General features: G+C 70.2%; 22 protein-coding genes. 10 read left to right on the plus strand and 12 right to left on the minus strand.

Annotation, left to right across the window (positions count from 1 at the left end; translation table 11 throughout):
- Nucleotides 1-454: 454 nt before the first annotated feature.
- The 3 genes from N787_RS06055 to dtd all read right to left on the minus strand — a co-directional run bounded on the left by N787_RS06055 (nt 455) and on the right by dtd (nt 4,203).
- Nucleotides 455-1,744 (minus strand): dicarboxylate/amino acid:cation symporter, encoded by a 1,290-nt coding sequence (locus N787_RS06055; protein ID WP_034211683.1) that lies wholly within the window; start codon nt 1,742-1,744, stop codon nt 455-457.
- Nucleotides 1,745-1,809: 65 nt separating this feature from the next.
- Nucleotides 1,810-3,657 carry an RNA polymerase sigma factor RpoD gene (rpoD, locus tag N787_RS06060; RefSeq protein WP_034211685.1) on the minus strand — a complete coding sequence of 616 codons (1,848 nt, stop codon included), beginning with the start codon at nt 3,655-3,657 and terminating at the stop codon, nt 1,810-1,812.
- A 108-nt stretch (nt 3,658-3,765) separates the two neighbouring features.
- A complete protein-coding gene (dtd, locus tag N787_RS06065) occupies nt 3,766-4,203 on the minus strand; it encodes a D-aminoacyl-tRNA deacylase (RefSeq protein ID WP_034211687.1) in 438 nt (145 codons plus the stop codon).
- A 51-nt stretch (nt 4,204-4,254) separates the two neighbouring features.
- Here dtd and N787_RS06070 point away from each other — a divergent pair, with 51 nt between their 5' ends.
- From N787_RS06070 to N787_RS06080, 3 genes are read left to right on the plus strand one after another with little or no spacing between them, the layout of a single operon-like run.
- The gene (locus N787_RS06070) at nt 4,255-5,166 is read left to right on the plus strand and encodes an LpxL/LpxP family acyltransferase (RefSeq protein WP_034211689.1); all 912 of its coding nucleotides are present in this window, start codon (nt 4,255-4,257) and stop codon (nt 5,164-5,166) included.
- A 4-nt stretch (nt 5,167-5,170) separates the two neighbouring features.
- On the plus strand, nt 5,171-5,677 hold the full coding sequence (locus N787_RS06075; protein ID WP_034211691.1) for a PH domain-containing protein: 507 nt from the start codon (nt 5,171-5,173) through the stop codon (nt 5,675-5,677).
- Nucleotides 5,661-7,178, plus strand: a complete 1,518-nt coding sequence (locus N787_RS06080; protein WP_052575197.1) for a PH domain-containing protein — start codon at nt 5,661-5,663, stop codon at nt 7,176-7,178. Before N787_RS06075 ends, N787_RS06080 begins: the two co-directional genes overlap by 17 nt.
- Here N787_RS06080 and N787_RS06085 read toward each other — a convergent pair.
- The 6 genes from N787_RS06085 to def all read right to left on the minus strand — a co-directional run bounded on the left by N787_RS06085 (nt 7,153) and on the right by def (nt 14,563).
- Nucleotides 7,153-8,610 carry a potassium transporter TrkG gene (locus N787_RS06085; protein ID WP_034211693.1) on the minus strand — a complete coding sequence of 486 codons (1,458 nt, stop codon included), beginning with the start codon at nt 8,608-8,610 and terminating at the stop codon, nt 7,153-7,155. The genes N787_RS06080 and N787_RS06085 overlap by 26 nt on opposite strands.
- Nucleotides 8,610-9,989, minus strand: a complete 1,380-nt coding sequence (trkA, locus tag N787_RS06090) for a Trk system potassium transporter TrkA (protein WP_034211752.1) — start codon at nt 9,987-9,989, stop codon at nt 8,610-8,612. The genes N787_RS06085 and trkA overlap by 1 nt, the downstream gene beginning before the upstream one ends.
- A gap of 82 nt (nt 9,990-10,071) precedes the next feature.
- Nucleotides 10,072-11,748: an ArnT family glycosyltransferase gene (locus tag N787_RS06095; RefSeq protein ID WP_034211695.1), complete on the minus strand. Its 1,677-nt coding sequence runs from the start codon at nt 11,746-11,748 to the stop codon at nt 10,072-10,074.
- Nucleotides 11,749-11,813: 65 nt separating this feature from the next.
- Nucleotides 11,814-13,133 carry a 16S rRNA (cytosine(967)-C(5))-methyltransferase RsmB gene (gene rsmB / locus N787_RS06100; RefSeq protein WP_034211697.1) on the minus strand — a complete coding sequence of 440 codons (1,320 nt, stop codon included), beginning with the start codon at nt 13,131-13,133 and terminating at the stop codon, nt 11,814-11,816.
- Nucleotides 13,130-14,050 carry a methionyl-tRNA formyltransferase gene (gene fmt / locus N787_RS06105; RefSeq protein ID WP_034211754.1) on the minus strand — a complete coding sequence of 307 codons (921 nt, stop codon included), beginning with the start codon at nt 14,048-14,050 and terminating at the stop codon, nt 13,130-13,132. The genes rsmB and fmt overlap by 4 nt, the downstream gene beginning before the upstream one ends.
- Before the next feature lie 6 nt (nt 14,051-14,056).
- Nucleotides 14,057-14,563 (minus strand): peptide deformylase, encoded by a 507-nt coding sequence (gene def, locus N787_RS06110; protein WP_034211699.1) that lies wholly within the window; start codon nt 14,561-14,563, stop codon nt 14,057-14,059.
- A 138-nt stretch (nt 14,564-14,701) separates the two neighbouring features.
- Here def and N787_RS06115 point away from each other — a divergent pair, with 138 nt between their 5' ends.
- The 5 genes from N787_RS06115 (at nt 14,702) to N787_RS06135 (ending at nt 20,937) form a co-directional block, all read left to right on the plus strand.
- The gene (locus N787_RS06115) at nt 14,702-15,808 is read left to right on the plus strand and encodes a LysM peptidoglycan-binding domain-containing protein (protein ID WP_034211701.1); all 1,107 of its coding nucleotides are present in this window, start codon (nt 14,702-14,704) and stop codon (nt 15,806-15,808) included.
- A 55-nt stretch (nt 15,809-15,863) separates the two neighbouring features.
- Complete coding sequence (gene dprA / locus N787_RS06120) at nt 15,864-16,988, plus strand: DNA-processing protein DprA (RefSeq protein WP_034211703.1); 1,125 nt, start codon at nt 15,864-15,866, stop codon at nt 16,986-16,988.
- A 37-nt stretch (nt 16,989-17,025) separates the two neighbouring features.
- Entirely contained in the window at nt 17,026-17,499 is a 474-nt protein-coding gene (locus tag N787_RS06125; protein WP_034211705.1) for a DUF494 family protein, read from the plus strand.
- 82 nt (nt 17,500-17,581) lie between these two features.
- Nucleotides 17,582-18,259: a pilin gene (locus tag N787_RS15410; RefSeq protein ID WP_034211707.1), complete on the plus strand. Its 678-nt coding sequence runs from the start codon at nt 17,582-17,584 to the stop codon at nt 18,257-18,259.
- Between the two features lie 176 nt (nt 18,260-18,435).
- Nucleotides 18,436-20,937: a DNA topoisomerase I gene (locus N787_RS06135; RefSeq protein ID WP_034211709.1), complete on the plus strand. Its 2,502-nt coding sequence runs from the start codon at nt 18,436-18,438 to the stop codon at nt 20,935-20,937.
- A 21-nt stretch (nt 20,938-20,958) separates the two neighbouring features.
- Here N787_RS06135 and N787_RS06140 read toward each other — a convergent pair whose 3' ends face one another.
- Nucleotides 20,959-22,536 (minus strand): amidohydrolase family protein, encoded by a 1,578-nt coding sequence (locus N787_RS06140; RefSeq protein ID WP_034211761.1) that lies wholly within the window; start codon nt 22,534-22,536, stop codon nt 20,959-20,961.
- 49 nt (nt 22,537-22,585) lie between these two features.
- On the opposite strand from N787_RS06140, the gene N787_RS06145 reads away from it, so the two are divergent.
- Nucleotides 22,586-23,176: a DUF4124 domain-containing protein gene (locus N787_RS06145; protein ID WP_034211711.1), complete on the plus strand. Its 591-nt coding sequence runs from the start codon at nt 22,586-22,588 to the stop codon at nt 23,174-23,176.
- An 87-nt stretch (nt 23,177-23,263) separates the two neighbouring features.
- Here N787_RS06145 and N787_RS06150 read toward each other — a convergent pair whose 3' ends face one another.
- Entirely contained in the window at nt 23,264-24,040 is a 777-nt protein-coding gene (locus tag N787_RS06150) for an SDR family oxidoreductase (RefSeq protein WP_034211714.1), read from the minus strand.
- A gap of 59 nt (nt 24,041-24,099) precedes the next feature.
- On the opposite strand from N787_RS06150, the gene N787_RS06155 reads away from it, so the two are divergent.
- Nucleotides 24,100-24,318, plus strand: coding sequence for a hypothetical protein (locus N787_RS06155; protein ID WP_034211715.1), 219 nt, complete (start codon nt 24,100-24,102; stop codon nt 24,316-24,318).
- A gap of 53 nt (nt 24,319-24,371) precedes the next feature.
- Here the strand turns inward: N787_RS06155 and sppA are convergent, their stop codons facing one another.
- Nucleotides 24,372-26,243, minus strand: a complete 1,872-nt coding sequence (gene sppA, locus N787_RS06160; protein ID WP_034211716.1) for a signal peptide peptidase SppA — start codon at nt 26,241-26,243, stop codon at nt 24,372-24,374.
- Nucleotides 26,244-26,266 lie beyond the last annotated feature (23 nt).

The following is a 26,266-nucleotide window of genomic DNA, read 5'->3' on the forward strand; positions in this document are numbered from 1 at the left end:
CCGGACGTCCATCGAGGTTTGGCCGTTTTGGCCAGACTTCGGTGGATCGCGCAGACGTGCATGACCGGAATGCGGCAGCGTGGTGGGCCCACCAGGACTCGAACCTGGAACCAAGGGATTCGCGTAGCCCGGAGATTTCCCTCCGGCGCGGACTATCTCTTCACCCTCCGCTGTCGCGGGTGGGGTGCGGGACGCTCGAGCCTGTCATCAAGGGCGCTGTAGCCCTCAGGTAGTCTCTGCACCTTCCGGCGGTGTACCGCCGGCTTGGCTCAGGGTTACCACCGGCCGAACCGCTGAGGCTTCCCTGAGTTCATCCCGTTCTCGTCCGCCCGTTACCGGGCGGCGACACCATTCGATGAGTCCCCTGCTCTAACCATTGAGCTATAGGCCCGTTAAGACGACGCCATGATAGAGCCGCGGCGTTGTCCTGTGCCAGCCACCCGCACCGGTCGCGCTAGCCGTGCAGATCCCTGGGCGTGACGGGCTTGATGGCCTCGGCAAGGTCTTCGGGGATCTCGCCTTCCGCACGCAGCTGCCCCTCCCAGCGGGAAACCGCGGCCGTGGCGACGCTGTTACCGATCACGTTGGTGGCCGAGCGGGCCATGTCGAGGAAGTGGTCGATGCCCAGCAGCAGGAGCAGGCCCGCCTCGGGCAGGTTGAACTGCGCCAGCGTGGCCGCGATCACCACCAGCGAAGCGCGCGGCACGCCGGCGATGCCCTTGGACGTGACCATCAGCACCAGCAACATGGCCAGCTGCTGGCCCAGCGTCAGGTCGATGCCGTAGGCCTGGGCGATGAACATCACCGCGAAGGTGCAGTACATCATCGAACCATCGAGGTTGAACGAGTAACCCAGCGGCAGCACGAACGAGGCCACGCGGTTGCTGCAGCCGAACTTCTCCAGCTGCGCCAGCGTCTTCGGATAGGCGGCCTCGGACGAGGCGGTGGCGAAGGCGAGCAGCGTGGGCTCCCGCACGGCGCGGAAAAGCTTCGGCGCCCGCTTGCCCAGCACCGCCACGGCGGCCAGGAACAGCAGGCCCCAGAGGATCAGGATGCCGAGGTAGAACTGCCCCATGAACTTGCCGTACACCGCCAGCACGCCCAGCCCGCTCTTGGCGATGGCGGCGGCCACCGCGGCGAACACCGCGAACGGCGCCGCCCACATCACGATCATCGTGACCTTGAGCATCACGTAGGACAGGCCCTCGAGCGCATCCACCAGCACCTTGCCCTTCTCGCCCACGGCCGAGGCGGCCACGCCGAAGAAGACCGAGAACACCACGATCTGCAGTATCTCGTTGCGCGCCATCGCATCGGCGATGCTGGTCGGCACCAGGCGCGTGACGAACTCGGCGAAGCTCAGGCCGGTGACGGCGATGTCGCTGCGCGCGGCCAGGTCCGGCAGCTCGATGCCCAGGTCCACGCCCGGCTGCAGCAGGTTCACCAGCACCAGGCCCAGGCCCAGCGACACCAGCGACGCACCCATGAACCAGGCCAGCGACTTGATGCCGACGCGCCCCACGGTTCCCAGGTCGCCCATCTTGGCGATGCCCACCGCCAGGGTGGCGAACACCAGCGGGCCGATGATCATCTTGATCAGGCGCAGGAAGGTGGTGGTGACCACGCCGAAGCCCGAGACCCAGGGCGCCGTGTCCGGCACGGTGTAGTTGAGGGTGGTGCCGACGACCACGCCGAGCACGAGGCCGGCCAGGATCCACCACGTGAGCTTGCTGTTGCTTGCCATCCCGGTCCCCAAAACGAAAGGGCCCCGCGGATGCGGGGCCCCTGAATGCTAGCACTTGCCGAAGGTTATTCGAGGTCGAGGAACGACCGCAGCTGCTCCGACCGGGTCGGGTGGCGCAGCTTGCGCAGGGCCTTGGCCTCGATCTGGCGGATGCGCTCGCGGGTGACGTCGAACTGCTTGCCGACTTCCTCGAGGGTGTGGTCGGTGTTCATGTCGATGCCGAAGCGCATGCGCAGCACCTTGGCCTCGCGCGGGGTCAGGCCGGCGAGCACGTCGCGCACGGTCTCCATCAGGCCGAGGTTGGTGGTGGCCTCGATCGGGGACTCGATGCTGGTGTCCTCGATGAAGTCGCCGAGATGGCTGTCCTCGTCGTCGCCGATCGGGGTCTCCATCGAGATGGGCTCCTTGGCGATCTTGAGCACCTTGCGGATCTTGTCCTCCGGCATCTCCATCTTCTTCGCCAGCTCTTCCGGGGTCGGTTCGCGGCCCATTTCCTGCAGCATCTGGCGGGAAATGCGGTTGAGCTTGTTGATCGTCTCGATCATGTGCACCGGGATGCGGATGGTGCGCGCCTGGTCGGCGATCGAGCGGGTGATGGCCTGGCGGATCCACCAGGTGGCGTACGTGGAGAACTTGTAGCCGCGGCGGTACTCGAACTTGTCCACGGCCTTCATCAGGCCGATGTTGCCTTCCTGGATCAGGTCGAGGAACTGCAGGCCGCGGTTGGTGTACTTCTTGGCGATGGAGATCACCAGGCGCAGGTTGGCCTCGACCATTTCCTTCTTGGCCTTGCGGGCCTTGGCCTCGCCGTAGGCCATCGCGCGATTGATTTCCTTGATGTCTGGCAGGGTGAGCCACAGCGACTGCTCGATGCCGACCAGCTTCTGCTGCTCGGCCACGATCAGGTCCTTGAACTCACGCATGCCCGACGACCACTTCTGCTTGCGGCGGATGACGTCGTCGGCCCAGTCGAGGTTGACCTCGTTGCCCGGCCAGGCGCGCAGGAAGTCCTTGCGCGGCATCTTGGCGTTGCGGGTGCAGACGTCGAGGATGCGGCGCTCGTGCTCCTTGATCGAGTTCACCACCTCGCGCAGCTTGCGCACGAAGGCGTCCATCAGCGCCAGCGGCAGCTTCAGGCGCAGGAACTCGGCGGCCATCTCCTCGCGGACCTTGATGGTCTTCTTGTCGGCGGCGCCGTACTTGGCGTGCGTCTTCTGGAACTTGGTGTACAGGCCCTTGAGCGTGTCCATCCGGCGACCGACCTCGGCCGGATCCGGGCCGGTGTCGACGGCGGTCTCTTCCTCGTCGGCGGCCTCGACCTCGGCGTCGTCGTCGTCCTCGGAGATCTCCTCGACCGCGGCGACCGGGATCACTTCCTCCGGCTCCTCGATGTCGAGGAAGCCGACCACGACTTCGTTCAGGCGCTTCTTGCCCTCGAGGTGCTGGTCGTAGTCCTCGAGCAGCAGCTGGATCGACCACGGGAAGCTGGCCAGCGAGGCATGGACCTGGTTCAGGCCTTCCTCGATGCGCTTGGCGATGGCGATCTCGCCCTCGCGGGTCAGCAGCTCGACCGAGCCCATCTCGCGCATGTACATGCGCACCGGGTCGGTGGTGCGGCCACCCTCGCTGTCGAGCGCGGTGAGCGCGGCAGCGGCTTCTTCGGCGGCGGTGTCGTCGGAATCGCGCTGCGAGGACGAATCGGACAGCAGCAGCGTCTCGGCATCGGGCGCGACCTCGTGCACCTCGATGCCCATGCCGTTGATCATGCCGATGATGTCTTCGAGCTGCTCGGCATCGACGATGTCGTCGGGCAGGTGGTCGTTGACCTCGGCATAGGTCAGATAACCCTGCTCGAGGCCCTTGCTGATCAGCTGCTTGATTTCGGACTGCTGAGCCGGACGATCGTTGGCCATGAAAACTGTCCCGAGACTGGGAAAATGGAACCGCGCAGTATACAGGTGCCGCCGCCCCGTGGATAACCTTTTGATTAACCTGGGGAAAACGGGAGGCCCCGGAGGGGCTCAGGACTGCAGTCGGAAGGTCACCGGGCCGTCGTTGACCAGGCTGACCATCATGTGGGCGCCGAAGCGGCCGGTTTCAACCCGCGGATGCCGGGCCCGGCAGGCGGCGACCAGGCGTTCGAAGCCGGCCCGCGCGGCCTCGGGCGTGGCGGCCGTGCTGAAGCCGGGGCGCATGCCGCTCGAGGTGTCGGCGGCCAGGGTGAACTGGCTGACCAGCAGCAGCCCGCCGCCGGTGTCGGCCAGCGAGCGGTTCATGCGCCCGGCGGCGTCGGCGAACACGCGGTAGCCCAGCAGGCGGTCGACCATGCGCCCGATGCGGGCCTCGTCGTCGCCCGGCTCGACGGCGACCAGCGCGAGCAGGCCGGGGCCGATCGCGCCCACGAGCTCGCCTTCGACGCGGACGCTGGCTTCGGTGACGCGCTGGATGAGGGCGATCATGGCGCGAGTGTAAGGGCGCGGGCGCCGGCGGGCATCCCTTACACTCGGCGCATGCCCCCGATCCCGTTCGCCAGCCGCCTGCTGTTCGCCGCCGCGTGGTGCGTGGGGCGGCTGCCGCTGGCGCTGCAGCAGCGGCTGGGCGATGCGCTGGGCCGGTTCGCGCACCGCCGCGGCACCCGCGAGGCCCGCGTCGCGCGGCGCAACCTCGAACTGGTCGCCGCCGCGCCGCACGACGTCGCGCGCGACGAGGCGATCGCCGGCATCCTGCGCGCCACCGGCCGCAACGCCTTCGAAACGCTGCGCATCTGGACCCGGCCGCGCGCGGACAACCTCGCGCTGGTGGCGGCGGTCTCCGGCGAAACGCACCTGGCCGCCGCGCTGGCGGCCGGCCGCGGCGTCATCCTGGCCGCGCCGCACTACGGCAACCTCGAACTGGTGATCGAAGCGATGGCGGCGCGCGGCCCGTTCACGCTGGTTTACCGCGTGCCCGAAAGCCGCATCGGCGATGGCTTCCTGCGCCTGGCCCGCGGCGGCGAGAACATCACCCTGGTGCCGGCCGAAGGCAACGCGATGCGCCCGCTGTGGAAGGCGCTCAAGGCCGGCGGCGTGGCCGGCATCACGCCCGACCAGCAGCCCAAGCTGGGCGCGGGCGAGTTCGCGCCTTTCTTCGGCAAGCCGGCGCTGACGCTGAGCCTGGTGCCGCGGCTGGCCGAACGCAGCGGCGCCGCCGTGCTGTTCGCCTATGCCGAGCGGCGCGGGGACGGCCGCTTCGAGCTGCGCTTCGAGCCGGCCGATCCCGCGATCGGCGGCGCCGACATCGCCGCCGCCACCGCCGCGATGAATGCCGGCGTGGAGGCGATTGCCCGGCGTGACTTCAGGCAATACCAGTGGACCTACAAACGCTTCACGCTGCGGCCACCCGGCTCCGGCGAAATCGACCCTTACGGCCCAGAATGCAGGTGACGCCTTGAACGACACGCCCCTTCCCTCCGCCTGGACCACGCCCGACGACTGGCAGGCGCTGCCGCCCGCGGCCGCCAAGGTCTCGGCCATCGTCGGCGCACTGGTCGGGCTTCCGTTCCTGGTCGGCGCGGGCATCCTGGGCACGGCCTTCGACGGGCTGCCGGCGCGGCTCGCGCTGGGCATCGCGCTGTTCGTGGCGGCGGCCGGCATCGGCGCCCTGCTCGGCCGCGCCCGCACGCGCCGCACGCACTGGAAGCTCGACGCCCGCGGCCTGCAGGTCCGGCGCGGCCTGGTCTGGAAGCACGAGCTGCTGGTGCCGCGTTCGCGCGTGCAGCACCTGGACATCGAGCGCGGCCCGATCGAGCGCCGCTTCGGCCTGGCCACCCTGGTGGTGCATACCGCCGGCACGCGCCTGCACGCGCTGCGCCAGCACGGCCTGCTCGACGCCGATGCCCTGGCCCTGCGCGACGCCCTGCTGCCGGAGGCGGAGCGCGATGACGACTCCCTCTGAGGGCGTGGTCGCGGGCGGCGACGAGCGCCGGCTGCATCCCTGGTCCTGGCTGTTCGTCCTGATCCAGCAGCTCAAGAGCTTCGCGCTGCCGCTGCTGGTGCTGCTGTTCACCGGGCGCGGGAACAGCTGGGAGCTCTGGGGCCTGGTCGGCGCCGGCGTGCTGGTGCTGGTGTCGCTGGGCCAATACTTCACCTTCCGGTTCCGGGTCGACGACGAAGGCATCGTCATCCGCAAGGGCCTGCTGCAGAAGAGCCTGCGCCACATCCCGTTCCAGCGCATCCACAACGTGGCGCTGCACCAGACGCTGCTGCACCGCGTGTTCAAGGTCGCCGAAGTGCGGCTCGAATCGGCCGGCGGCATGCAGGCCGAAGGCGAGATGCGCGTGCTGTCGCTGGCCGATGCCCATGCGCTGGAGCTGCTGGTGCGCAGCCACGGCCGCGAGGCGCGGCGAGAGGCGGCGCCCGGCGAAACGACTTCGCCGCGGGAGGCTCAAGCCCTGCTCGCGCTGCCCACCAGCGAAGTCGTGCGCCTCGGCCTGATCTCCAACCGCGGCATGCTGCTGGTCGCCGCGGCCTTCGGCATCGCGGCGCAGACCGCGGGCGAGCAGGTGGGCGACGCCATCGAGTACGTCGCCGACCACGCCACCGACTGGTCCAGGGCCTATGAACTCGGCGTGGCGGGCAGCGTGCTCGCGGCGGTGGCGATGCTGGTGTTCGCGCTGGTGGCGCTGCGGCTGCTGTCGGTGCTGCTGGCGCTGCTGCAATACCACGGCTTCGTCCTCACCGAGAACGGTCGCCGGCTCAGTGCGCAGCGCGGCCTGTTCACGCGCGTGCGCGCCAGCATGCCGCGCTCGCGCATCCAGGCCTGGAGCCTGCGCGAAAGCCTCACCCACCGCTGGCTGGGCCGGCAGGGCCTGCGGGTGGACAGCGCCTCCATGGAGACCGCCAACGACAACCGTTCGCTGCGCGACCTCGCGCCGGTGGCGACGCCGGAAGCGATGCAGGCGCTGATCCGCCACCTGCTGCCCGGCCACGCCTGGCCGATGTCGCAGTGGCGGCCGCTGCATCCCAAGGCCTGGCGCCGTCAGTTCGCCATCCCGGCATTGTTCGCGCTCGCGCTGACAGGCGTACTGACTTTCCTCAATGGCTTGTGGGGCCTGGCTGCGCTGGCGCTGCTGCCGGTGTTCGCGCTGCGCGCGGTGGTATGGGCACGCTACGCCGGCTACAGCCTCGAAGGCGGCCTGGTGGCGGTACGCGAGGGCTGGCTGGACAAATCCTGGCGCTTCGCCCAGGTGCGCAAGCTGCAGTCGCTACGGCTGGCGCAGTCGCCCTTCGACCGCCGGCACGGCATGGCCAGCCTGCTGATGGACACCGTGGGTGCCAGCCCCTTCGAACCCCCGCTGCGGGTGCGCTACCTGCCCGAGGCCGAGGCGCGCGCGCTGCGCGACCAATTGGCCGCGGCGATGGAGGCCGCGGCTACTCCCGCCAGAACGCCGGAGTAAGCAGCACGAGCAGCGAGAAGACCTCGAGGCGCCCGAGGATCATGCCGAGGGTGCCGAGCCAGATCGCGGCGTCGTTGACGGAGGCGAAGCTGTAGGCCACCTCGCCCAGCCCGGGACCGGAGTTCGCCAGCGTGGCCACCACCGCACCGTACGAGGTCTCGAGGTCGAGGCCGGTGGCGCTCATGCCGACCACGAGCATGATGAAGCACAGCATCCAGATCGCGATGAAGCCGCTCACCGACAGCACCACGCTTTCGGACACGCGCCGGCCGCCCATCTTCACCAGGAACTGCGCCTTCGGGTGAACCAGCTGCTTGATCTCGCGATAGCCCTGGCGCACTACCATCACCACGCGCGCGACCTTCAGGCCGCCGACGGTGGAGCCGGCGCAGCCGCCGATGACGCCGATGGTCACGACCAGGAAGGGCGCGGGCCCCGTCCACTGGTCGAAGCCGGTGACCACGAAGCCGGTGGTGGTGATGTTGGACACCACCTGGAAGGTCGCGTTGCGGACCGCGTCGGTCATGCCCGCGTAATCCCCGCCGAACCACAGCGTGGCCGCGACGATCAGGCTGGCACCGAGCACGATGCGCAGGAAGGAACGCAGCTCCGAATCGGTGCCATACACGCCCATCGACGCCCGCCGCCAGGCGATGTAATGCAGGCCGAAATTGATGCCGCCCAGCATCATGAAGAGGATCGCGATCCACTCGAGCACTGGGCTGTTCCAGGTGCCGAAGCCGGCGTCATAGGTCGAGAAACCGCCGGTGGAGACGGTGGACATGGCGTGGCCGATGGCGTCGAACAGGCTCATGCCGCCGACCCAGAAAGACGCGGCGCACATCACCGTCAGGCCGAAATAGACCGCCCACAGGGCCTTGGCCGTCTCGGCGATGCGCGGGGTGAGCTTGGTGTCCTTGGTCGGGCCAGTGCTCTCGGCGCGGAACAGCTGCGTACCGCCGATCTTGAGCATCGGAAGGATCGCCACGGCGAGGATCACGATGCCCATGCCGCCCAGGAACTGCAGCAGCTGCCGGTAGAACAGGACGCTGCGCGGCAGGTCGTCGAGCCCGTTGATCACCGTGGCGCCGGTGGTGGTCAGGCCCGAGGTGGCCTCGAAGATCGCATCGGTGTAGCTCAGGTTCGGCGGCCCGTGCACGAAGGGCAGCGCCGACACCAGGCTGGCGAACACCCAGGTCATGGTGACGATCAGGAAGCCGTCGCGCAGGCGCATGTCGTAGTTGACGTTGCGCACCGGCAGCCACAGGCCGATGCCGATCAGCAGGCTGACCAGGAAGCTGCCGAAGAACACCTGCGGCGTGCCTTGTTCGCCCCAGGCCAGCGCCAGCAGCGCCGGCGGCAGCTTGGTCATCGAGGACAGCACGATGATGACGCCCAGGATGCGCTGGATCGCGCGGAAGCGCTGGCTCATCACAGCCAGGTCGCCCCGGTCTGGAACAGGGCACTGACCTGGGCGATCTCGCGCTTGTCCATCACGAACAGGATCACGTGGTCGCCGGGCTCGATCACCACGTCGTGGTGGGCGATCAGCAGCTTGTCGCCGCGCACCAGGCCGCCGATGGTGGTGGCCGGCGGCAGCTCGAGTTCGTCCAGGCCGCGGCCGATCACCTGCGAAGTGCGGCGGTCGCCGCGCACCACGGCTTCGATCGCCTCGGCGGCGCCGCGGCGCAGCGAGTACACACGGGCCGGCGCGCCTTCACGGATGTGCGCCAGCAGCGCGCCCAGCGTCACCAGCTGCGGGCTGACCGCGATGTCGATGCTGCCGCCTTCCACCAGCTCGGCGTACGAGGGCCGGTTGATCAGAGAGATCACGCGCGGACAGCCCATGCGCTTGGCCAGCATCGCCGAGAGGATGTTGGCCTCGTCGTCGTTGGTCATCGCGCAGTAGACGTCGGTCTGGTCGATGTTCTCTTCGCGCAGCAGGTCCTCGTCGGCGCAGTCGCCGACCAGCACGATCGAGTTCAGCAGGTCCTCGGCGATGCCGCGGGCGCGCTCCTTCGAGCGCTCGAGCACCTTCACCGAATAGCGCGATTCCAGGCTGCGGGCCAGGTTGCGGCCGATGTTGCCGCCGCCGGCGATCAGCAGGCGCCGGGCCGGGCGCGGGTCGACCTTCCGCAGCTCGCTCATCACGGTGAGGATGTTCTTGCGGTCGGCGAGGAAGAACACCTCGTCGTCCACCTCGATCACGGTGTTGCCCTCGGGCTTGACCGGCTTGCCCTTGCGGAAGATCGCCGCCACGCGCGCATCCACGCCGGTGGGCAGGTGCTCGCGCAGCTCGCGGATCTCGTGGCCGACCAGGGCACCGCCCGGCACGGCGCGCACCGCCACCAGCTGGGCGCGGCCGTCGGCGAAATCGAGTACCTGGAGCGCGCCCGGGAATTCGATCAGGCGCTCGACATGGCGGCAGACCAGCTGCTCGGGGCTGATCGCGGCGCTCACCGCCGAATGCTCGGGGTCGGCCAGCGCCGCGACTTCCAGGTACTGCGCCTCGCGCAGGCGGGCCACGCGGGTCGGCGTGCGGAACTGGTGCTGGGCCACCTGGCAGGCGATCAGGTTCACTTCGTCGCTGGAGGTCACCGCGACCAGCAGCTCGGCCTCGTCGGCGCCGGCCTGGGCCAGCACGTTGGGCAGCGAGGCGTGGCCGACGACGGTGCGGATGTCGAGCTTCTCGGCCAGTTCGCGCAGGCGGGCGTGGTCGGTGTCGACGACGGTGATGTCGTTGTTCTCGGAGGCCAGCGCCGAGGCGACCGAACTGCCGACCTGCCCGGCACCGAGGATGAGGATCTTCATTGAAGCCTTGGCCTTGTCGTCGAGGGGTGCCGCGGTCGCGCCCGGGGCGACCCCGGCGCGCATAGTGTACGCGCGGCCAGCGTCAGGGGCAGCCGGCCAGGGCCCTGGCGCGCAGCAGCCACCAGTCGCGGCGGTTGGCGGTGCCCAGCGGTTCGGCCTGGGCCGCGTCGTCGAACGCGACGCAGGCGAGTGCGTCGCTGCGCTGGACCAGCAGCCGGCGCTCGCCCGGCGCCTCGCGCACCCAGGCGGCGGCGCGCCCCAGCTGCACCGGCACCGGCTGCCGGAAGCCGAACTCCGCCACCGGGCCCACCGCCTGCAGCAGCTGCTGTTCCTTCCAGTCCACCAGGCCGATGGCGACGCCGTCGCCGGCGCGTTCACGCGCCAGCGCCATCAGGCGCCGCGCGGAGTTCTCGTCGTCGAGCACCGGATGCACGACGAGGCCGTAGCCGCTCCACAGCAGGCCCAGCAGCAGCGCGCAGGCCGCCAGCGCGTGGCGCACACGCCCCAGCGCGGCGGCCAGCAGGCCCACGCCACCCACGCCCGCCAGCATCCACCACAGCCAGCGCGCCTCGTCGCCCAGCCCGCGCTCCTGCACCAGCTTGCGCTCGAAGCCGGGCTCGCCCGACAGCGCCATCGCGCCGGCCACCAGCAGCAACGCGGAGAACAGCAGCACGAAGGCGAGCACGGCGCGCCGGAAGCCCGCGCGAACCGAGATCGCTTCGAGGAAGGGCGCCGCCGCCAACGCCAGCGCGGGCAGCCCCGGCAGGATGTACATGTCGCGCTTGCCGCCGCTGGCGCTGAAGAACAGCAGCACCAGCCCCACCCAGGCCAAGGGCAGCCACACGCGCGCATCGCGCGCCCGCCAGGCCGCACGCCACGGCGACACGAGCCATGGATACGCCAGCGAGAACGGCAGCCAGAACAGCAGCACCACCTGGCCGAAATACCAGAACGGCTCGTTGTGGTGCCAGGGATCGACGTACCGCTCGGCGGTCTGCTTGAGCAGGATGTTGCGCAGGTAGGCTTCGTGCTCCGGGTTGCCGCTGGCGAAGGCCACCGCCAGCACCGGGCCCAGCCACAGCAGGACCGGCAGGAAGAACGCGAGCGCCAGGCCCGCCCAGCGAGCGGCGTTGTTCGCGCCGCGCGGCGCCAGCCCCTGCCAGCCGGACCGCGCCATCAGCGCATACGGCAGCAGCACCAGCAGCGGCAGGAAGCCCACGCCCTTGCTGATCACGCCCAGCCCCGCCGCGAACCCACCCAGCCACAGCCAGCGCCAGGCCGGCCCCAGCAGCAGGTGCCGCAGGATCCCGTACAGCGACAGCGTGGTGAAGAACACCAGGGTCGGATCGATCTGCGCGCGCTTGGCCTGGTAGAGGAACTGGAAGCACACCAGCACCGCCGTCGCCGCCCACAGCCCGGCGCGGGGCGACCACAGGCGCGCGCCCAGGTCGCGCACCAGCGCCAGCGTGCCCAGGCCGGCCAGCAGCGAGGGCAGCAGGAAACTCCAGCGCCAGCTGCCGACCAGGCCGTAGGCCAGCGACAGCAGCCAGAAATAAAGCGGCGGCTTGTCCGGATACAGCTCGGCGCCGCGATGCGGGAACAGGAAGTCGCCGCTCTCCACCATTTGCTTGGCCACCAGCACGAAGCGGGGCTCGTCGGCAGGCCAGGGATCGCGCAGGCCGAAGCCGACCGCCAGCACCCAGAAGGCCAGCAGGAAGAACAACCAGGCGTCGCGACGATTCGTGGCGGAAGCGGTCATGGTGAAAAAGTTAGCAGGCGGCCCGGCCGTGCGTCCTGACGATCGTCAAACCGGCACGCCCGGCCTCACGCCTTCTTTTGCAGCAGCGCGTAGTAGAAACCGTCCATGCCGTCCTCGCCGGGCAGGCGCTGGCGGCCCGCGCCGCTGGGCCGGCCGAAGCGCGCGTCGAGCGGCAGCGCGGCGGCATCGGCATGCGCCGCCAGGAAGCGGTCGACCTGGTGTTCGTTCTCGTCGCGCAGCACCGAGCAGGTGGCGTAAAGCAGCCGCCCGCCGGGGCGCAGCAGCGGCCACAGCGCGTCGAGCAGGCGCGCCTGCTGGGCCACCAGCGCGGGAATGTCGTCCGCGCGGCGATGCCACTTGATGTCCGGCTGGCGGCGGATGATGCCGGTGGCCGAACAGGGCGCGTCGAGCAGGATGGCGTCGAAGGGGCGGCCGTCCCACCAGGTCTCGACCGCGGCGGCGTCGGCGACCTTCACCTGCACGCGGTCGTAGTCGAGGCCCTGGCGCGCCAGCGTCTCGGTGACGCGTGCGAGCCGGCGCGACTCGATGTCGAGCGCCAGCAGCTCGCCGTGGCCGCCGTAGAGGCGTTCGGCGATCTGCGCGGTCTTGCCGCCGGGCGCGGCGCAGGCATCGAGCACGCGGTCGTCCGGCCCGGGCGCGAGCGCGTGCACGGCCAGCTGCGCGGCGCCGTCCTGCACGCCGAGTGCGCCCGTATGCCAGAACGGCAGCCGCTCGACCGGGATCGGATCGTCCACGCGGGCGGCATCGGGCAAGGCCTCGAGGGCCGTGGCGGCGAGGCCGTCCTCGCGCAGGGAACGCAACAGGCGGTCGATGCCCAACTGGCCGGGGTTCACCCGCAGCCACATCGGCGCCGGGCGGTTGTTGGCGTCAAGCACCGCCGCGACCTCGTCGGGCCAGTCCCGGTAAAGCGCGGCGACCAGCCAGTCCGGGTGGCTGCTGCTGATGGCCAGGTCCTTGCTGGCCGGCAAGGGCTCGCGGCTGGCGCGGCGCAGCAGCGCATTGACCAGGCCGACCAGGGGCGCACGGCCCAGTTCGCGGGTGGCTTCGGCGGTGGCGCCGACCGCGGCGTGCGCCGGCAGGCCGAGCGCATCGAGCTGCGCGAGGCCGGCCAGCAGCAGGCAGTGCACCGGGAAATCGCGCGCGGCCAGCGGCTTGGCCAGCCACTGTGAAAGTGCGTAGTCGTAGCGGCGCCGGTTGCGCAACGCGCCGAAGCAGATGGCCTCGAGCAGCGCGCGGTCGCGCGGATCCTGCACGGCCGGCAGCGCCTGGCCCAGCATCGCCTTGAGTGAACGGCCTTCGCCCAGCACCGCCGCCAGCACGCGGGCGGCACGGGCGCGCAGGGCGGCGCCGGCGGGGGAATTCATGCGCCGCGCAGGGCCGGGCGGGCGTTGAGGTAGTCGGCGGCGGCCATCGGGCGGCCGCCTTCGCGCTGCACCTGCTGCAGGCGCAGCGCGCCGTCGCCGCAGGCGATGTCGATGCCGTCGCGGCCCGCGGCCAGCACCGTGCCGGGCGGGCGGCCGTGCGCGTGGTCGAGCGCCGCAGCGGCGTGGATGCGCACCCGCTCGCCGGCCAGCTCCGCCTCGGCCACCGGCCACGGATTGAAGGCGCGGACGCGGTTGGCCAGCTCGCGCGCCGGGCGCGACCAGTCGAGGCGGGCCTCGGCCTTGTCGAGCTTGTGGGCGTAGGTGACGCCTTCGGCCGGCTGCGGCTGCACCAGCGGACGCATGCCCGCGCGCAGCAGCTTCAGGCCATCCTCCAGCACCTCGGCGCCGAGCAGGGACAGGCGGTCGTGCAGGCTGCCGCCGGTGTCTTCGGCGGTGATCGGCGTGGCCAGCGACAGCAGCACGGGGCCGGTGTCGAGGCCTTTCTCCATCTGCATCAGGCAGACGCCGGTCTCGGCGTCACCGGCTTCCAGCGCGCGCTGGATCGGCGCAGCGCCGCGCCAGCGCGGCAGCAGCGAGGCGTGCACGTTCCAGCAGCCCATGCGCGGGATGTCGAGCACCGACTGCGGCAGGATCAGGCCATAGGCCACCACCACCATCAGGTCGGGCTTGAGCTCGCGCAGCTGTTCGCGCGCCGCGGCGGACTTGAAGTTCTCGGGCTGGAACACCGGCAGGCCGCGCGCGAGGGCTTCGACCTTGACCGGCGAGGCGGCGGGCTGGCGGCCGCGGCCGGCGGGACGATCGGGCTGGGTGTAGACCGCCACCACTTCGCCGCGGCCGGCGGCCGCGCGCAGGCAGGGCACCGCGAAGCCGGGCGTGCCGGCGAAGACGATGCGCAGGGCCACTCAGGCGGCGCCGGCGCGCTGCTGCTTGGCGAGCTTCTTGCGGACCTGCTCGCGCTTGAGCGGCGAGAGGTAATCGACGAAGACCTTGCCGGCCAGGTGGTCCATCTCGTGCTGGATGCAGACCGCCAGCAGGCCGTCGGCCTCGAGCTCGAACGGCTTGCCGTCGCGGTCCAGCGCACGCACGCGGATGCGGTCGGCGCGCGAGACGTCGGCGTAGATGCCGGGCACGGACAGGCAGCCTTCCTGGTAGACCTGGCTGCCCTCGGTCTCGAGGATCTCCGGGTTGATGAAGACCATTGGCCTGCTTTTGTCCTCGCTTACGTCCAATACCAGCAGGCGCAGGTGGACATCGACCTGGGTCGCGGCCAGGCCAATGCCGGGCGCGTCATACATGGTCTCGAACATGTCGGCGATCAGGCCCTTTAGGGCGTCGTCGACCTGCGCGACCGGCTTGGCGACGGTCCGCAGGCGCGGATCGGGGAATTCCAGGATGGGGAGCTTGGCCATGGACGGTGAGATGGGGAGGACGGAACCGGACCTCAAGGGACCGGGTCGTCAGTATAGCCCGGGTGGGCTTGCATTCAGGGACGGGATTTGGGCTATAGTCGTCCAACCTGTCCGGGGAAAATCAGGTGGATAGCCGCCATGCTTAAACGGCTTCTTGCAGTTACTGCTGCCATGTTGCTCACCATCGCCACTGCCGCTGTCGCGGCGGAGCTTGCCGGCGATCATCCGACTACCTACACGGTCAAGAAGGGCGACACCCTTTGGGACATTGCCGGTCGCTTCCTCAAGAAGCCCTGGCTGTGGCCCGAGATCTGGCAGGCCAACCCGCAGGTCAAGAACCCGCACCTCATTTATCCGGGGGACGTGCTCAGCCTGGTCTACATCGACGGCAAGCCCGTCGTGCAGGCCGAGGGCCCGCAGATCGGCGAGGCGGTCAACACGATCCCGCTGTCCGACATCGAAGCCTTCCTGAAGCAGTTCACCGTGCTGGACGACATCGAGTCGCTGCCGCACGTGGTCGGCCTCGAGGAAGACCGGATGCGCGCGGCGGCTGGCCAGCTGGTCTACGTCCGCGGCCTCGAAGGGGCCCAGCCGGGCCAGCTGGTGGACATCGTCCGCCCGGTCAACCTCTTCGGCGGTGGCAAGGGCAAGCGCATCCCGGGCTTCACCCGCCTGGATGACCGCGGCGACCGCCTGCACGGCCACTGGACGACCCCGATGGGCTTCGGCGAAGCCTCGGGCGAAGTCCTGGGCCACGAGCTGCAGCTGCACGCCAGCGGCGAAGTGACCCGCGTCCAGGGCGAAGTGGCCGTGGTGCTGCTGCGCGACGAAGGCCGCGAGATCCGCGTCGGCGACCGCGTCCTGCCGCCGGAATCGCAGCCCTACGACCTGCAGTTCATGCCGCGGGCGCCGGACAGCATCCCGGACAACGGCCGCATCCTGGCCGTGGCCGATGGCATGGGCGCCGGTCCGCGCTACGTGGTCGCGCTGTCGGTGGGTGCCCGCGAAGGCATCCGCAACGGCCACACCTTCTCCGTCTGGGGCGAGGGTGCGGTGCGTCCGGACCGGATCGCCAACCGCAATGCCTTCATGGCCAGCCGGGACAAGGTCGAGATGCCGGATGACTTCCTCGGCCACGTGATGGTGTTCCGCACCTTCGACAAGGTCAGCTACGCGCTGGTGATGAACGGCATCCGCCCGATCTCGCAGGGCGACGTGCTCAAGCACCCGGACGCGGCCGAGTAAGACATCGCGTCAGGCAGTGTTCCTACATCGCGGCGCCTTCGGGCGCCGCGATGCTTTGGGGACCTTGGAAAACGATCGCGCCCTCCTGATCCTGGCCCGCGCCGACCTGCCGGCCGCGACCCTGCGCGCCCTGCTCGAGGCCCGGCCCGCTCCCGCGGCCGCGCTTGACGCCGCGCGCCACGGTGCCGGCCTGGACCTCGCGCCCGAAACGCGGATGGCCATGCGCCAGCCCGATCCCGCCGCGCTCGCGGCCGACCTGGCCTGGTGCTCCGCGCCGGGCAACCGCCTGCTTGGCTGGCAGGACCCGGACTACCCGGCGCTGCTTCGCCGCTCGCCCAACCCGCCGCCGCTGCTGTTCATGACGGGCGACGCCGGCCTGCTGTGGCACCCGCAGGTGGCGATCGTCGGCAGCCGCCATCCGAGCCCGGGTGGGCGCGAGCGTGCGCACCGGTTCGCCGAGGCCTTCGCGCGCGCCGGCTGGGCCGTCACCAGCGGGCTGGCCGAGGGCATCGACGCGGCCGCGCATGCCGGCGCCCTGGCCGCCGGGCGCACCGTCGCCGTGGTCGGCACCGGGCCGGACCGCTGCTATCCCGCCTCGCATGCCGGCCTGATGGCGCGCATCGTGGCCACAGGCGCCGTGGTGACCGAGCATCCGCCCGGGACGCCCGCGCGCGCCAGCCACTTTCCCAGCCGCAACCGGATCATCGCCGGCCTCAGCCTGGGCACGGTGGTCATCGAGGCCGCGATGCGCTCGGGTGCGCTGATCAGCGCGCGGCTGGCGGCCGAGGCCGGCCGCGAAGTCTTCGCCCTGCCCGGCTCGGTGGACAACCCCACCGCCCGCGGCTGCCACCGCCTGATCCGGGACGGGGCCGCCCTGGTCGAGTCGCCGGAGGAGGTGGTCGAGGCCCTCGCGCCGGTGGCCCAGGCCCTGGCCGATGCCCTGCGCGGACGCCTGGAAACCGCCCCGCCACCGCCCGTCGCCCGGTCAGCCCGCGGACAGGCGCCGACCGATGAAGACCACAACCGGCTGTGGTCGGCACTGGGCCACGACCCCACCGGCATGGATTCCCTGGCCGAGCGGACAGGATTGACGGTGGCCGCCCTGTCCTCCATGCTGCTTCTCATGGAGTTGGAAGGGCGAGTGGTCGCCGACAACGGTCGCTACGCCCGCCGTCCCTGACCTTCCCAACGCGCCCCCGGGGCGCAGGCTGAGGGTAATGAAAGAGACCATCCTGGATGTGCTGCTGTACCTGTTCGAACACTACTTCTACGACGACCCCGACGCCGTCCGGGATCGTGACTCGCTCCAGAATGGCCTGATCCAGGCCGGCTTCAGCCCCGCGGAAATCAACAAGGCCTTCGACTGGCTCGACGAACTCGCGCGCCAGCGCCCGGCGTCGTCCGTCGCCCGCCTCGACACCCCGGTGCGCGTCTACGCCGAGCCCGAGCTCGACCGCCTGGACATCGAGTGCCGCGGCTTCCTGATGTTCCTCGAGCAGACCGGCGTGATCGACGCCGACCAGCGCGAGCTGGTGCTCGACCGGGTGATGGCCCTGGACCAGGACGAAGTGGACGTGGACGACCTGAAATGGGTCGTGCTGATGGTGCTGTTCAACCAGCCGGGCTCGGAAGCGGCCTACGCCTGGATGGAAAGCCAGATGTTCGAGGACGAACCCGAACCGGTGCACTAGCCCGGCCGGGAATGACACGGCGCCCGGCCCCGGCCGGGCGTTTTCTTTGGGGAAAACCGCCCGGGGCGGCATGGGGGAAACGATGGACATCTGGTACTACGTGGACAAAGCCCGGAACCGCCAGGGGCCGGTGGATGCCGCGGCCGTGGCGGCGGCCTTCCAGGCCGGACAGCTGACCGACGACAGCCTGGTCTGGCGCGATGGCCTGGCCCAATGGGCGCCCTTGCGGCAGTTCCGCGACGAGCTGGGCATGGGCCCGCCGATGGCCCCGGCCGCCACCGCGCCGACCATCGCGGTTGCCGCCTCGCCGGCAGCGGAGGACAAGAAGAAGAACGGCTGCCTGATCCCTGCCCTGGTGATCGGCGGCGGCGGCATGGTCCTGGTCTTCATCCTGGCCATCCTGGCGGCGATCGCCCTGCCGGCCTACCAGGACTACATCATCCGCGCCAAGCTGGCCACGGCCCTGGCCGAAGGACGCGGCCTGGTGGTCGCCGTGGAAGAGCACTTCCAGACCCAGGGCCGCTGCCCGACCGACTTCAACGACCTGGGCCTGTCCGAGCCGACCCTGGACGGCCAGCTGTCGGTGCAGCTGGTCTCGCTGGGCGAAGGCCGATGTGTGATCGAGCTCGCCCTGGGCGGCCTGCATGCCAACGGCGCCCTGGCCGGCCGGAGCCTGTACCTGACCCGCGACGAGAACGGCCGCTACGCCTGCTCCAGTGACCTGGACCAGGCCAAATACCTGCCGTCCAACTGCTTCTGACCCGGTCCGGGGCCCGCCGCCGGGCCCCCACCCCCGCCCTCCGGCCCGCCGGCCCGGCTTGACAGTGCCGGCCGGGCTGGTGCCTTAATGAAAAAGAAGACCCCCGGCCCGCGACCCCCGCGGGCCGTGCCATCTGGGCGCCCCGAAGCGCGCCCCAGCGGAGCAACCCCCCGGCCATGGCCAAGAATCTCCTCATCGTCGAGTCGCCCGCCAAGGCCAAGACGATCAACAAGTACCTGGGCAAGGACTTCCACGTCCTGGCCTCGTACGGCCACGTGCGCGACCTGGTGCCCAAGGAGGGCGCGGTCGACCCGGAGCATGGCTTCGCCATGCGCTACGAGCTGATCGAAAAGAACGAGAAGCACGTCGAGGCCATCGCCAAGGCCGCCAAGGTCGCCGACGCCGTCTACCTGGCCACCGACCCGGACCGCGAAGGCGAGGCGATCAGCTGGCACATCTCCGAGATCCTCAAGGAGCGCGGCCTGCTCAAGGGCAAGACCCTGCACCGGGTCGTGTTCACCGAGATCACGCCCAAGGCGATCAAGGCCGCGGTCGAGAACCCGCGCCAGGTCGCCGGCGACCTGGTGGACGCCCAGCAGGCGCGCCGCGCCCTGGACTACCTGGTCGGCTTCAACCTCTCGCCCGTGCTCTGGCGCAAGGTCCAGCGCGGCCTGTCCGCCGGCCGCGTGCAGTCGCCGGCGCTGCGCATGATCGTCGAGCGCGAGGAGGAGATCGAAGCCTTCGTGCCGCGCGAATACTGGTCCATGGAAGCCGAGCTCAACCACCCGCAGCAGGCGTTCACGGCGCGGCTGGTGAAGCTGGACGGGCAGAAGTTCGAGCAGTTCACGATCACCGATTCCAAGGCCGCCGAAGCCGCGCGCGCGCGCCTGGTGAAGGCCGCCGGCGACGCCCTGCGCGTCACCGACGTGGTCAGCAAGGAGCGCAAGCGCCGGCCGTCGCCGCCGTTCATTACCTCGACCCTGCAGCAGGAGGCCGCGCGCAAGCTCGGCTTCACCACCTCGCGCACCATGCGCGTGGCGCAGAAGCTGTACGAGGGCGTGGCGATAGGCGAGGAAGGCTCGGTCGGCCTGATCAGCTACATGCGTACCGACTCCGTGAACCTGTCGGTGGACGCGGTGGTCGAGATCCGCGACGTGATCGCGCGCGACTTCGGCACCCAGGCGGTGCCGGACAAGCCCAACGAGTACAAGTCCAAGTCCAAGAACGCGCAGGAAGCGCACGAAGCGATCCGCCCCACGTCCGCCCTGCGCACGCCGGCCTCGATCGCGAAGTACCTCGACGATGACGCGCGCCGCCTGTACGAGTTGATCTGGAAGCGCACCGTCGCCTCGCAGATGGTGCCGGCGACGATGAACACCGTCTCGGTCGAACTGGCCGCCGGCAGCGAACACAGCTTCCGCGCCAGCGGCACCACCGTCATCGACCCGGGCTTCCTGGCCGTGTACGAGGAAGGCAAGGACGCCAAGTCGGCCGAGGACGACGACGAAGGCCGCAAGCTGCCGCCGATGAAGACCGGCCAGACCGTGCCGCTGGGCAGCATCCACACCGACCAGCACTTCACCGAGCCGCCGCCGCGCTTCTCGGAAGCCTCGCTGGTGAAGACGCTCGAGGAATACGGCATCGGCCGTCCGTCGACGTACGCCAGCATCATCCAGGTGCTGCAGAACCGCGAGTACGTGTACCTCGACAACCGCCGCTTCCGTCCCAGCGACGTCGGCCGCGCGGTGGCCAACTTCCTCACCGGCCACTTCACGCAGTACGTGGACTACGACTTCACCGCCAAGCTCGAGGACGAGCTCGACTCCGTGGCGGCGGGCGAGGCGGCTTGGGTGCCGCTGCTCGAGCGCTTCTGGAAGCCGTTCAAGGCCACGATTGACGAGAAGAGCGAGTCGGTTGATCGCTCCGAGGCCACCGGTTCGCGCGTGCTCGGCACCGACCCGAAGTCGGGCAAGCCCGTGTCCGTGCGCCTGGGCCGCTACGGGCCGTTCGCGCAGATCGGCACCGCCGAGGACGAGGACAAGCCCAAGTTCGCTTCGCTGCGCCCGGGCACCAGCATGCACACCATCACGCTGGAGGAGGCGCTGCCGCTGTTCAACCTGCCGCGCGCGCTGGGCCAGTTCGAGGGCAAGGACGTCACGGTCGCGATCGGCCGCTTCGGCCCGTTCGCCAAGTGGGGCGACACCTACGCCTCGCTGGGCAAGGAAGACGACCCGTACACCATCAGCTTCGAGCAGGCGGTGGAACGCGTGCAGGCGAAGATCGAGATGATCGCCAACCGCACCATCAAGGTCTTCCCCGGCACCGACATCCAGGTGTTGAACGGCCGCTACGGCCCGTACATCACCGACGGCGAGAAGAACGGCAAGATCCCGAAGGACCGCGACCCCGCCAGCCTCACGCAGGAGGAATGCGTGGCGCTGCTGGCCGAGGGCAAGCCGGTGCGCAAGGGCGGCCGCTTCGGCAAGAAGGCCGCGACCAAGAAGGCGCCGGCGAAGAAGGCGGTGAAGAAGGAAGCCACCGAGGCCGCGCCGAAGAAGGCACCGGCCAAGAAGGCGGCCAAGAAAGCCACGAAGAAGGCCGCGAAGAAAGCGACCAAGACCGCGGCGAAAAAGCCCGCCGCCAAGAAAGCGGTGAAGAAGGCGACGAAGGCGGCCTGACCGCCTGCGCGCGCGGCCCGGCTACTCGCCGGGCTGCGCGAGCCGCTCGATGCCGCGGCGCGCCTTTTCCCCGGCGACCTTGCGGCGCACGTCGGCCAGCAGCGCCGGCGCGTCGAACACCAGCCCGCCCTTGATCGTGTAGCGCACGCCGCCCACGCGGCGCAGGCGACCGTCTTCGCCCAGGCGCAGGTGGCCGTTGCCGTAGAGCACCTTCAGGTTGGCCAGCGGGTTTTCCGGCAGCACGACGAGGTCGGCCAGCTTGCCGGCTTCGACCGAACCGAGGCGGTCGTCGGCCTTGAGCACCTCGGCGCCCGACAGCGTGGCGGCGCGGATCACCTCCAGCGGGTGGAAGCCGGCCTCGCGCAGCATCTCCAGCTCCTCGATGGTGCCGAAGCCATAGGTCTTGTAGATGTAGCCCGAATCGCTGCCGACGGTGACGCGGCCGCCGCGGTTCTTGTAGTCGTTCACGAAGGCCATCCAGCGCCGGTAGTTGTCGCGCCAGGCCACTTCCTCCTCGCTGCCCCAGTCGAAGAAGAAGCTGCCGTGGTTGCCGCGGTTGGGCGTGAAGAAATCCCACAGCGCCGGGTGCGTGTAGTCCTCGTGCCAGTCGGCGCGGCGCGCGCGCATCAGGTCGCGGCTGGCGGCGTAGATGTTGAAGGTCGGGTCGAGGGTGAAGTCGAGCGCAAGCAGCTCCTTCATCACCGCCTCGTAGCGATCGCTGCCCTTTTCGCTGGCCTGCGCCCAGAGCTTGCCGGCCTCGCCGAAGCGGTCCTGTTCGTCGAGGTAGTTGTAGCCGGCCGGGTACTGCTGCACGGTCTGGCCCTCGAACAGCGCCTCGGGCAGGCCGTACCAGTGCTCCATCGTGGTGAGGCCCCAGCGCGCCGTGGTCAGCACGTTCACGCGCGCGACGTCGAGCTGGGCGTGGTGGCAGGCGCTGCCCATGCCCTGCTTCTTCAATTCGTCGAACACGGCCTCGAGGATGTCGGGGCGGAAGCCAAAGCACTTCATGCCCAGCGCGCCGCGCGCCTTCATGTCGCGCACCCACTGGCGGCCCTGCTCCGGGGTGGTGATCGGCGTTTCGCGGCCCTGGCCGAAGAACGCGTACGGGAACAGGCGCGGCGCGGTGATCGCGTTGCGCTCGCTGCGCTTCTGCTCGGACACGCACCAGTCGATGCCGTTGCCGCAGCCGGGGTCGCGCACCGACGTGATGCCGTGGCCGAGCCAGAGCTTGTACACATACTCGGCGTCCACGCCCTGCTCCTCGCCGCCGATGTGGCCGTGCAGGTCGACGATGCCGGGCATCACGAACTGCCCGGCCAGGTCGATCTCGCGGCCGCCGGCCTTGAGCACCGGCCGGCCCTTGGGGTCGATCGGCGTGTTGGCGCTGCCGACGATGCGCACCTCGCGGATGCGGTCGCCCTCGATGACGATATCCACCGGGCCGTAGGCCGGCGCGCCGGTGCCGGTGATCACGGTGGCGCCGCGCAGGATCAGCTGGGGATACGGGCCTTCGCCCTCGGTGCGGTCGGGCGCGGCCGGGATGGCGGCGAAGACGGGCGACGCGGCAAACAGGGCGAGGATGAACAGCAGGCGCGTCATGGCGTGTCCCGGGCTGGCGGTGGCGGGGGCGCGGAGGGAGAATCCCGGCATGCGCCCGTGGGTCATCGCCAGCTTAGCGAGTTTGCTCGCCCTCGTCGGCCCGGCCGCGGGCGAGGACCTCACCGTATACCGCTGCCAGGACGCGGGCGGCCGCGTCACCCTGCAGGACGAGCCCTGCCCCGCCGGCCAGCAGCAGTCCGCGCGCAGCATGGTGCGGCCGCGAGATCCCGCGCCGCCGCCGCCCGCACCGGAACGCGAGCCCGAGCCCGCGCCGGTCGACGCCGCGCTGCCGCCGCCGGCGTACTACGAGCCGGGCCTGCCTTTCCCGCCGCCGCCGCTGTTCCAGTGCACGGACTACGACGGCAGCCAGCGCTTCAGCGAGGACTACGACCCGGCCACGCGCTGCGTGCCGCTGCCGGTGCTGGGCTACGACGTGCGCGGCTCCAGCGCCGCGGCCGGCACCTGCCGCTGGGTCACCGAATCCTGCGTGCGCCTGGACGACGGCGACGCCTGCGAACAGTTCCGCGCCAAGCTGAAACAGGCCCGCTCCGACGCCCTGCACGCCTTCAGCGACACCGCGGCCTACCGCAAGTCGGAAGTGTTGCGCCTCGACGCCATCGTCGCCGAATCCTGCCCTTGAGCGGCGCCCATTGTGGGAGGGACTTCAGTCCCGATGCCTTTCGACGAGAAGCATCGGGACTGAAGTCCCTCCCACAAAAGGCGCCCGTCAGAAACCGTAGCGGAGGAAGCCGCCGTCGACGGCGATGCATTCGCCGGTGATGTAGCTGGCGGCGGGCAGGCACAGGAACGCGACCGCGGCGGCCACTTCCTCGGGCTCGCCCACGCGGCCCATCGGCGTGCGGTCGATCACTTCGTCGAGGTAATCGGGATTGGCCAGCTTGGCCGACGTGCGGCGGGTGCGGATGTACCAGGGCGCGACCGCGTTGACGCGCACGCCGTCCTCGGCCCATTCGCAGGCCAGGTTCTTGGTCAGCTGGTGCAGCGCCGCCTTGCTCATGCCGTAGGGCGCGCCGGTGCGCACGTGGGTCAGGCCCGAGACCGAGCCGACGTTCACGATCGACGACACCGCGTGCTGGCTCAGCAGCGGGAAGGCGAAGCGGCTGAGCTCGAAGGCCGAGAACAGGTTGGTCTCGAAGATCTGCCGCCACTCCTCGTCGCCGTAATCCATCGCCGCGCGGCTGGTGTTGGTGCCGGCGTTGTTGACCAGCAGCTGCAGGCCCTCGCCCAGGTCCTCGACCCAATCGAAGATCTCGCGTCGCTGCTCGGCGTCGGACACGTCGGCGGGGAAGGCGCGTACGCGGGCTTCCGGGAACTCATCCTCGAGCTCGGTGCGCGTGGCCTCCAGCGCGGCCTCGTCGCGCGCGACCAGCAGCAGGTCGGCGCCCAGGCCCAGCAGTTCGGCGGCGATGGCGCGGCCGATGCCCGCGCTGGCGCCGGTCACCAGCGCCACCTGCCCGTCCAGTCGCCAGCGGTTGATCGTCATCGGATGCTCCCTGCGGCCCGGGGGTAGGATACCGGCCAACCGCCCCACGGAGCATGCCCATGCGCCTCGTCCTGATCCTGGCCAGCCTGGTGCTGGCCACCGCCTGCGACGCTCCCAAGCCCGACCCCACGCCCGACACGGTGCCGGAACCGCAGGCCGCCAACACCGAACTGCGCGACGCGATCCAGGCACCGCTGGACAAGGCCCGCGCCGTCGAAGACACCCAGGCCAAGGAAGAAGCCGAGCGCCAGCGCACGCTCGAGGACGCCGGCGGCTGAAACGACGACGCCCGGGCAAGCCCGGGCGTCGCGGGTTCCGATGCGACCGCGCCTCAGTAGGCGCAGAGGCAGTGCGCCACGGCGCGGAACGGCGAGCGGCCCTTGCCGTCCAGCCAGGCCAGCTCGCGCTCGGCGGTGGCCAGGGTCTCGCGGTCGATCATCAGCGGGGTCGGCGCCAGCACGCGCAGCAGGCCCTCGGTGCGCGAGCTCTTGCCCATGTTCACCACGAACTGCTCGAACGGCGTCAGCGGCTTCTCGATGTAGCTCACCACGTAGTCGTCGCCGAGCTCGCCGAGCTTCGCCGCGGCGTCGAGCGCGGCCTGGAAGCCGCCCAGTTCATCCACCAGCCCGCGCTCCTTGGCCTGCGCGCCGCTCCAGACGCGGCCGCGCGCATGCTGGTCGATCTCGGCCGGGGTGCCGTCGCGCGCCTCGGCCACCTTGCCGATGAACTCGGCGTAGCCGCGGTCGATCACCGACTGGATCAGCAGGCCCACGTTCGGATCGAGCGGGCGGGTCGGGTCGAAGGCGCCGGCCAGCGGCGTGGTGCCGACGCCGTCGGTGCTGACGCCGATCTTCTCGAGCACGCGCGGCACCGTCATCCACAGGCCGAAGATGCCGATCGAGCCGGTGATGGTGGACTCGTCGGCGTAGATGCTGTCGGCGTTCATCGAGATCCAGTAGCCGCCGGACGCCGCCACGTTCGCCATCGAGACGACCACCGGCTTGCCCGCGGCCTTGACCAGCTCCACCTCGCGGCGGATCTGCTCGGACGGGAACACGCCGCCGCCCGGGGAATCCACGCGCAGCAGCACCGCCTTGACGCTCTCGTCCTCGCGCGCCGCGCGCAGCAGCGCCGCGGTCGACTCGCCGCCGACGGTGCCCGGCGGCTGCTCGCCGTAGGTGATCTCGCCCTGCGCCACCACCACGGCCACCTTCGGCCGCTGGTCCGGGCCCAGGTGCGGGCGGTCCACGTGCATCAGGTAGCCGTCGAGGCCGATCTGGCGGAAGGTCTGGTTCTCTTCGTCCAGCGCGCCGCGCTCGACCAGCATCTGTTCGAACTCATGGCCGGTGCGCAGGCCATCCACCAGCTTCTCGTCCAGCGCCAGCTGGCCGAGGTTGCCCTGCGCGGCCTGCACGCGCGCCGGCAGCTCGTTGATCATCGCGTTCAGCGCGTCGATCTCGAGCTCGCGCGCCTGCGCGATGTCGGCGACGAAGCGCTGCCAGACGTCGTTCATCCAGTACAGGTCGGCCTCGCGCGCCTCCGGCGAGGCGGCGTCGAGCACGTAGGGTTCGGCGGCAGACTTGTATTCGCCGACCTTGAACAGGTGCACGTCCACGCCGAGCTTTTCCTGCAGGCCCTCGCGGTAGTACATGCGGTAGCGGCCGAAGCCCTCGAGCAGCACCCCGCCCTGCGGGTCCATGTAGACCTCGTCGGCCTGCGCGGCCAGGTAGTACTGGCGCTGTTCGAGGTCGGTGCCGTACGCCACCACCTGCTTGCCCGAGTCGCGGAACTCGCGCAGCGCGGTCGCCAGGTCACGCAGCGCCGCGAAACCCGAGGTCGAGAAACCGTCGGTCAGCAGCACGATGCGATCGATGTGCTTGTCCTCGCGCGCGGCCTCGATCGCGCGCAGCAGGTCGCGCAGCTGGATCTCGGGCTGGGCCTGGCCGGTCGCGCGGTTGATCACGCGGTCCACCGGCGCCGAGCTGAACTGCTCGACCAGGCGGCCATCCAGGTCCAGCACCAGCGCGGTGTCCTCCTGGATCGGCTGCACGCCCGGGCTGGCGGCGATCGCCAGCAGGAAGACGAAGGCGAAGAGCAGGAACAGCAGGAAGAAGATGTTGAACACCAGCTGCTGGAAGAAGGTGAGGACGCTCCAGACCCCCCGGAAGAAACCCAGGATCGGGCCGCGCTTGGCTTCGGACATTGCGGTACTCCACTTAACTTCGG

Origin of the sequence: Arenimonas metalli CF5-1, from assembly GCF_000747155.1 — a bacterium.
GTDB classification, from domain to species: Bacteria; Pseudomonadota; Gammaproteobacteria; order Xanthomonadales; family Xanthomonadaceae; genus Arenimonas; species Arenimonas metalli.

Bases quoted from the DNA above. Each gene is read 5' to 3' on its own strand.
- N787_RS06095 (WP_034211695.1), bottom strand. From the start codon at position 11,748: ATGACCGCTTCCGCCACGAATCGTCGCGACGCCTGGTTGTTCTTCCTG.
- def (WP_034211699.1), bottom strand. From the start codon at position 14,563: ATGGCCAAGCTCCCCATCCTGGAATTCCCCGATCCGCGCCTGCGGACC.
- trkA (WP_034211752.1), bottom strand. From the start codon at position 9,989: ATGAAGATCCTCATCCTCGGTGCCGGGCAGGTCGGCAGTTCGGTCGCC.
- N787_RS06145 (WP_034211711.1), top strand. From the start codon at position 22,586: ATGCGCCCGTGGGTCATCGCCAGCTTAGCGAGTTTGCTCGCCCTCGTC.
- N787_RS06070 (WP_034211689.1), top strand. From the start codon at position 4,255: ATGCCCCCGATCCCGTTCGCCAGCCGCCTGCTGTTCGCCGCCGCGTGG.
- N787_RS06155 (WP_034211715.1), top strand. From the start codon at position 24,100: ATGCGCCTCGTCCTGATCCTGGCCAGCCTGGTGCTGGCCACCGCCTGC.
- sppA (WP_034211716.1), bottom strand. From the start codon at position 26,243: ATGTCCGAAGCCAAGCGCGGCCCGATCCTGGGTTTCTTCCGGGGGGTC.
- N787_RS06085 (WP_034211693.1), bottom strand. From the start codon at position 8,610: ATGAGCCAGCGCTTCCGCGCGATCCAGCGCATCCTGGGCGTCATCATC.
- N787_RS06140 (WP_034211761.1), bottom strand. From the start codon at position 22,536: ATGACGCGCCTGCTGTTCATCCTCGCCCTGTTTGCCGCGTCGCCCGTC.
- rpoD (WP_034211685.1), bottom strand. From the start codon at position 3,657: ATGGCCAACGATCGTCCGGCTCAGCAGTCCGAAATCAAGCAGCTGATC.
- N787_RS06135 (WP_034211709.1), top strand. From the start codon at position 18,436: ATGGCCAAGAATCTCCTCATCGTCGAGTCGCCCGCCAAGGCCAAGACG.
- dtd (WP_034211687.1), bottom strand. From the start codon at position 4,203: ATGATCGCCCTCATCCAGCGCGTCACCGAAGCCAGCGTCCGCGTCGAA.
- N787_RS06115 (WP_034211701.1), top strand. From the start codon at position 14,702: ATGCTTAAACGGCTTCTTGCAGTTACTGCTGCCATGTTGCTCACCATC.
- N787_RS06125 (WP_034211705.1), top strand. From the start codon at position 17,026: ATGAAAGAGACCATCCTGGATGTGCTGCTGTACCTGTTCGAACACTAC.
- rsmB (WP_034211697.1), bottom strand. From the start codon at position 13,133: ATGAATTCCCCCGCCGGCGCCGCCCTGCGCGCCCGTGCCGCCCGCGTG.
- N787_RS15410 (WP_034211707.1), top strand. From the start codon at position 17,582: ATGGACATCTGGTACTACGTGGACAAAGCCCGGAACCGCCAGGGGCCG.
- N787_RS06080 (WP_052575197.1), top strand. From the start codon at position 5,661: ATGACGACTCCCTCTGAGGGCGTGGTCGCGGGCGGCGACGAGCGCCGG.
- N787_RS06055 (WP_034211683.1), bottom strand. From the start codon at position 1,744: ATGGCAAGCAACAGCAAGCTCACGTGGTGGATCCTGGCCGGCCTCGTG.
- N787_RS06150 (WP_034211714.1), bottom strand. From the start codon at position 24,040: ATGACGATCAACCGCTGGCGACTGGACGGGCAGGTGGCGCTGGTGACC.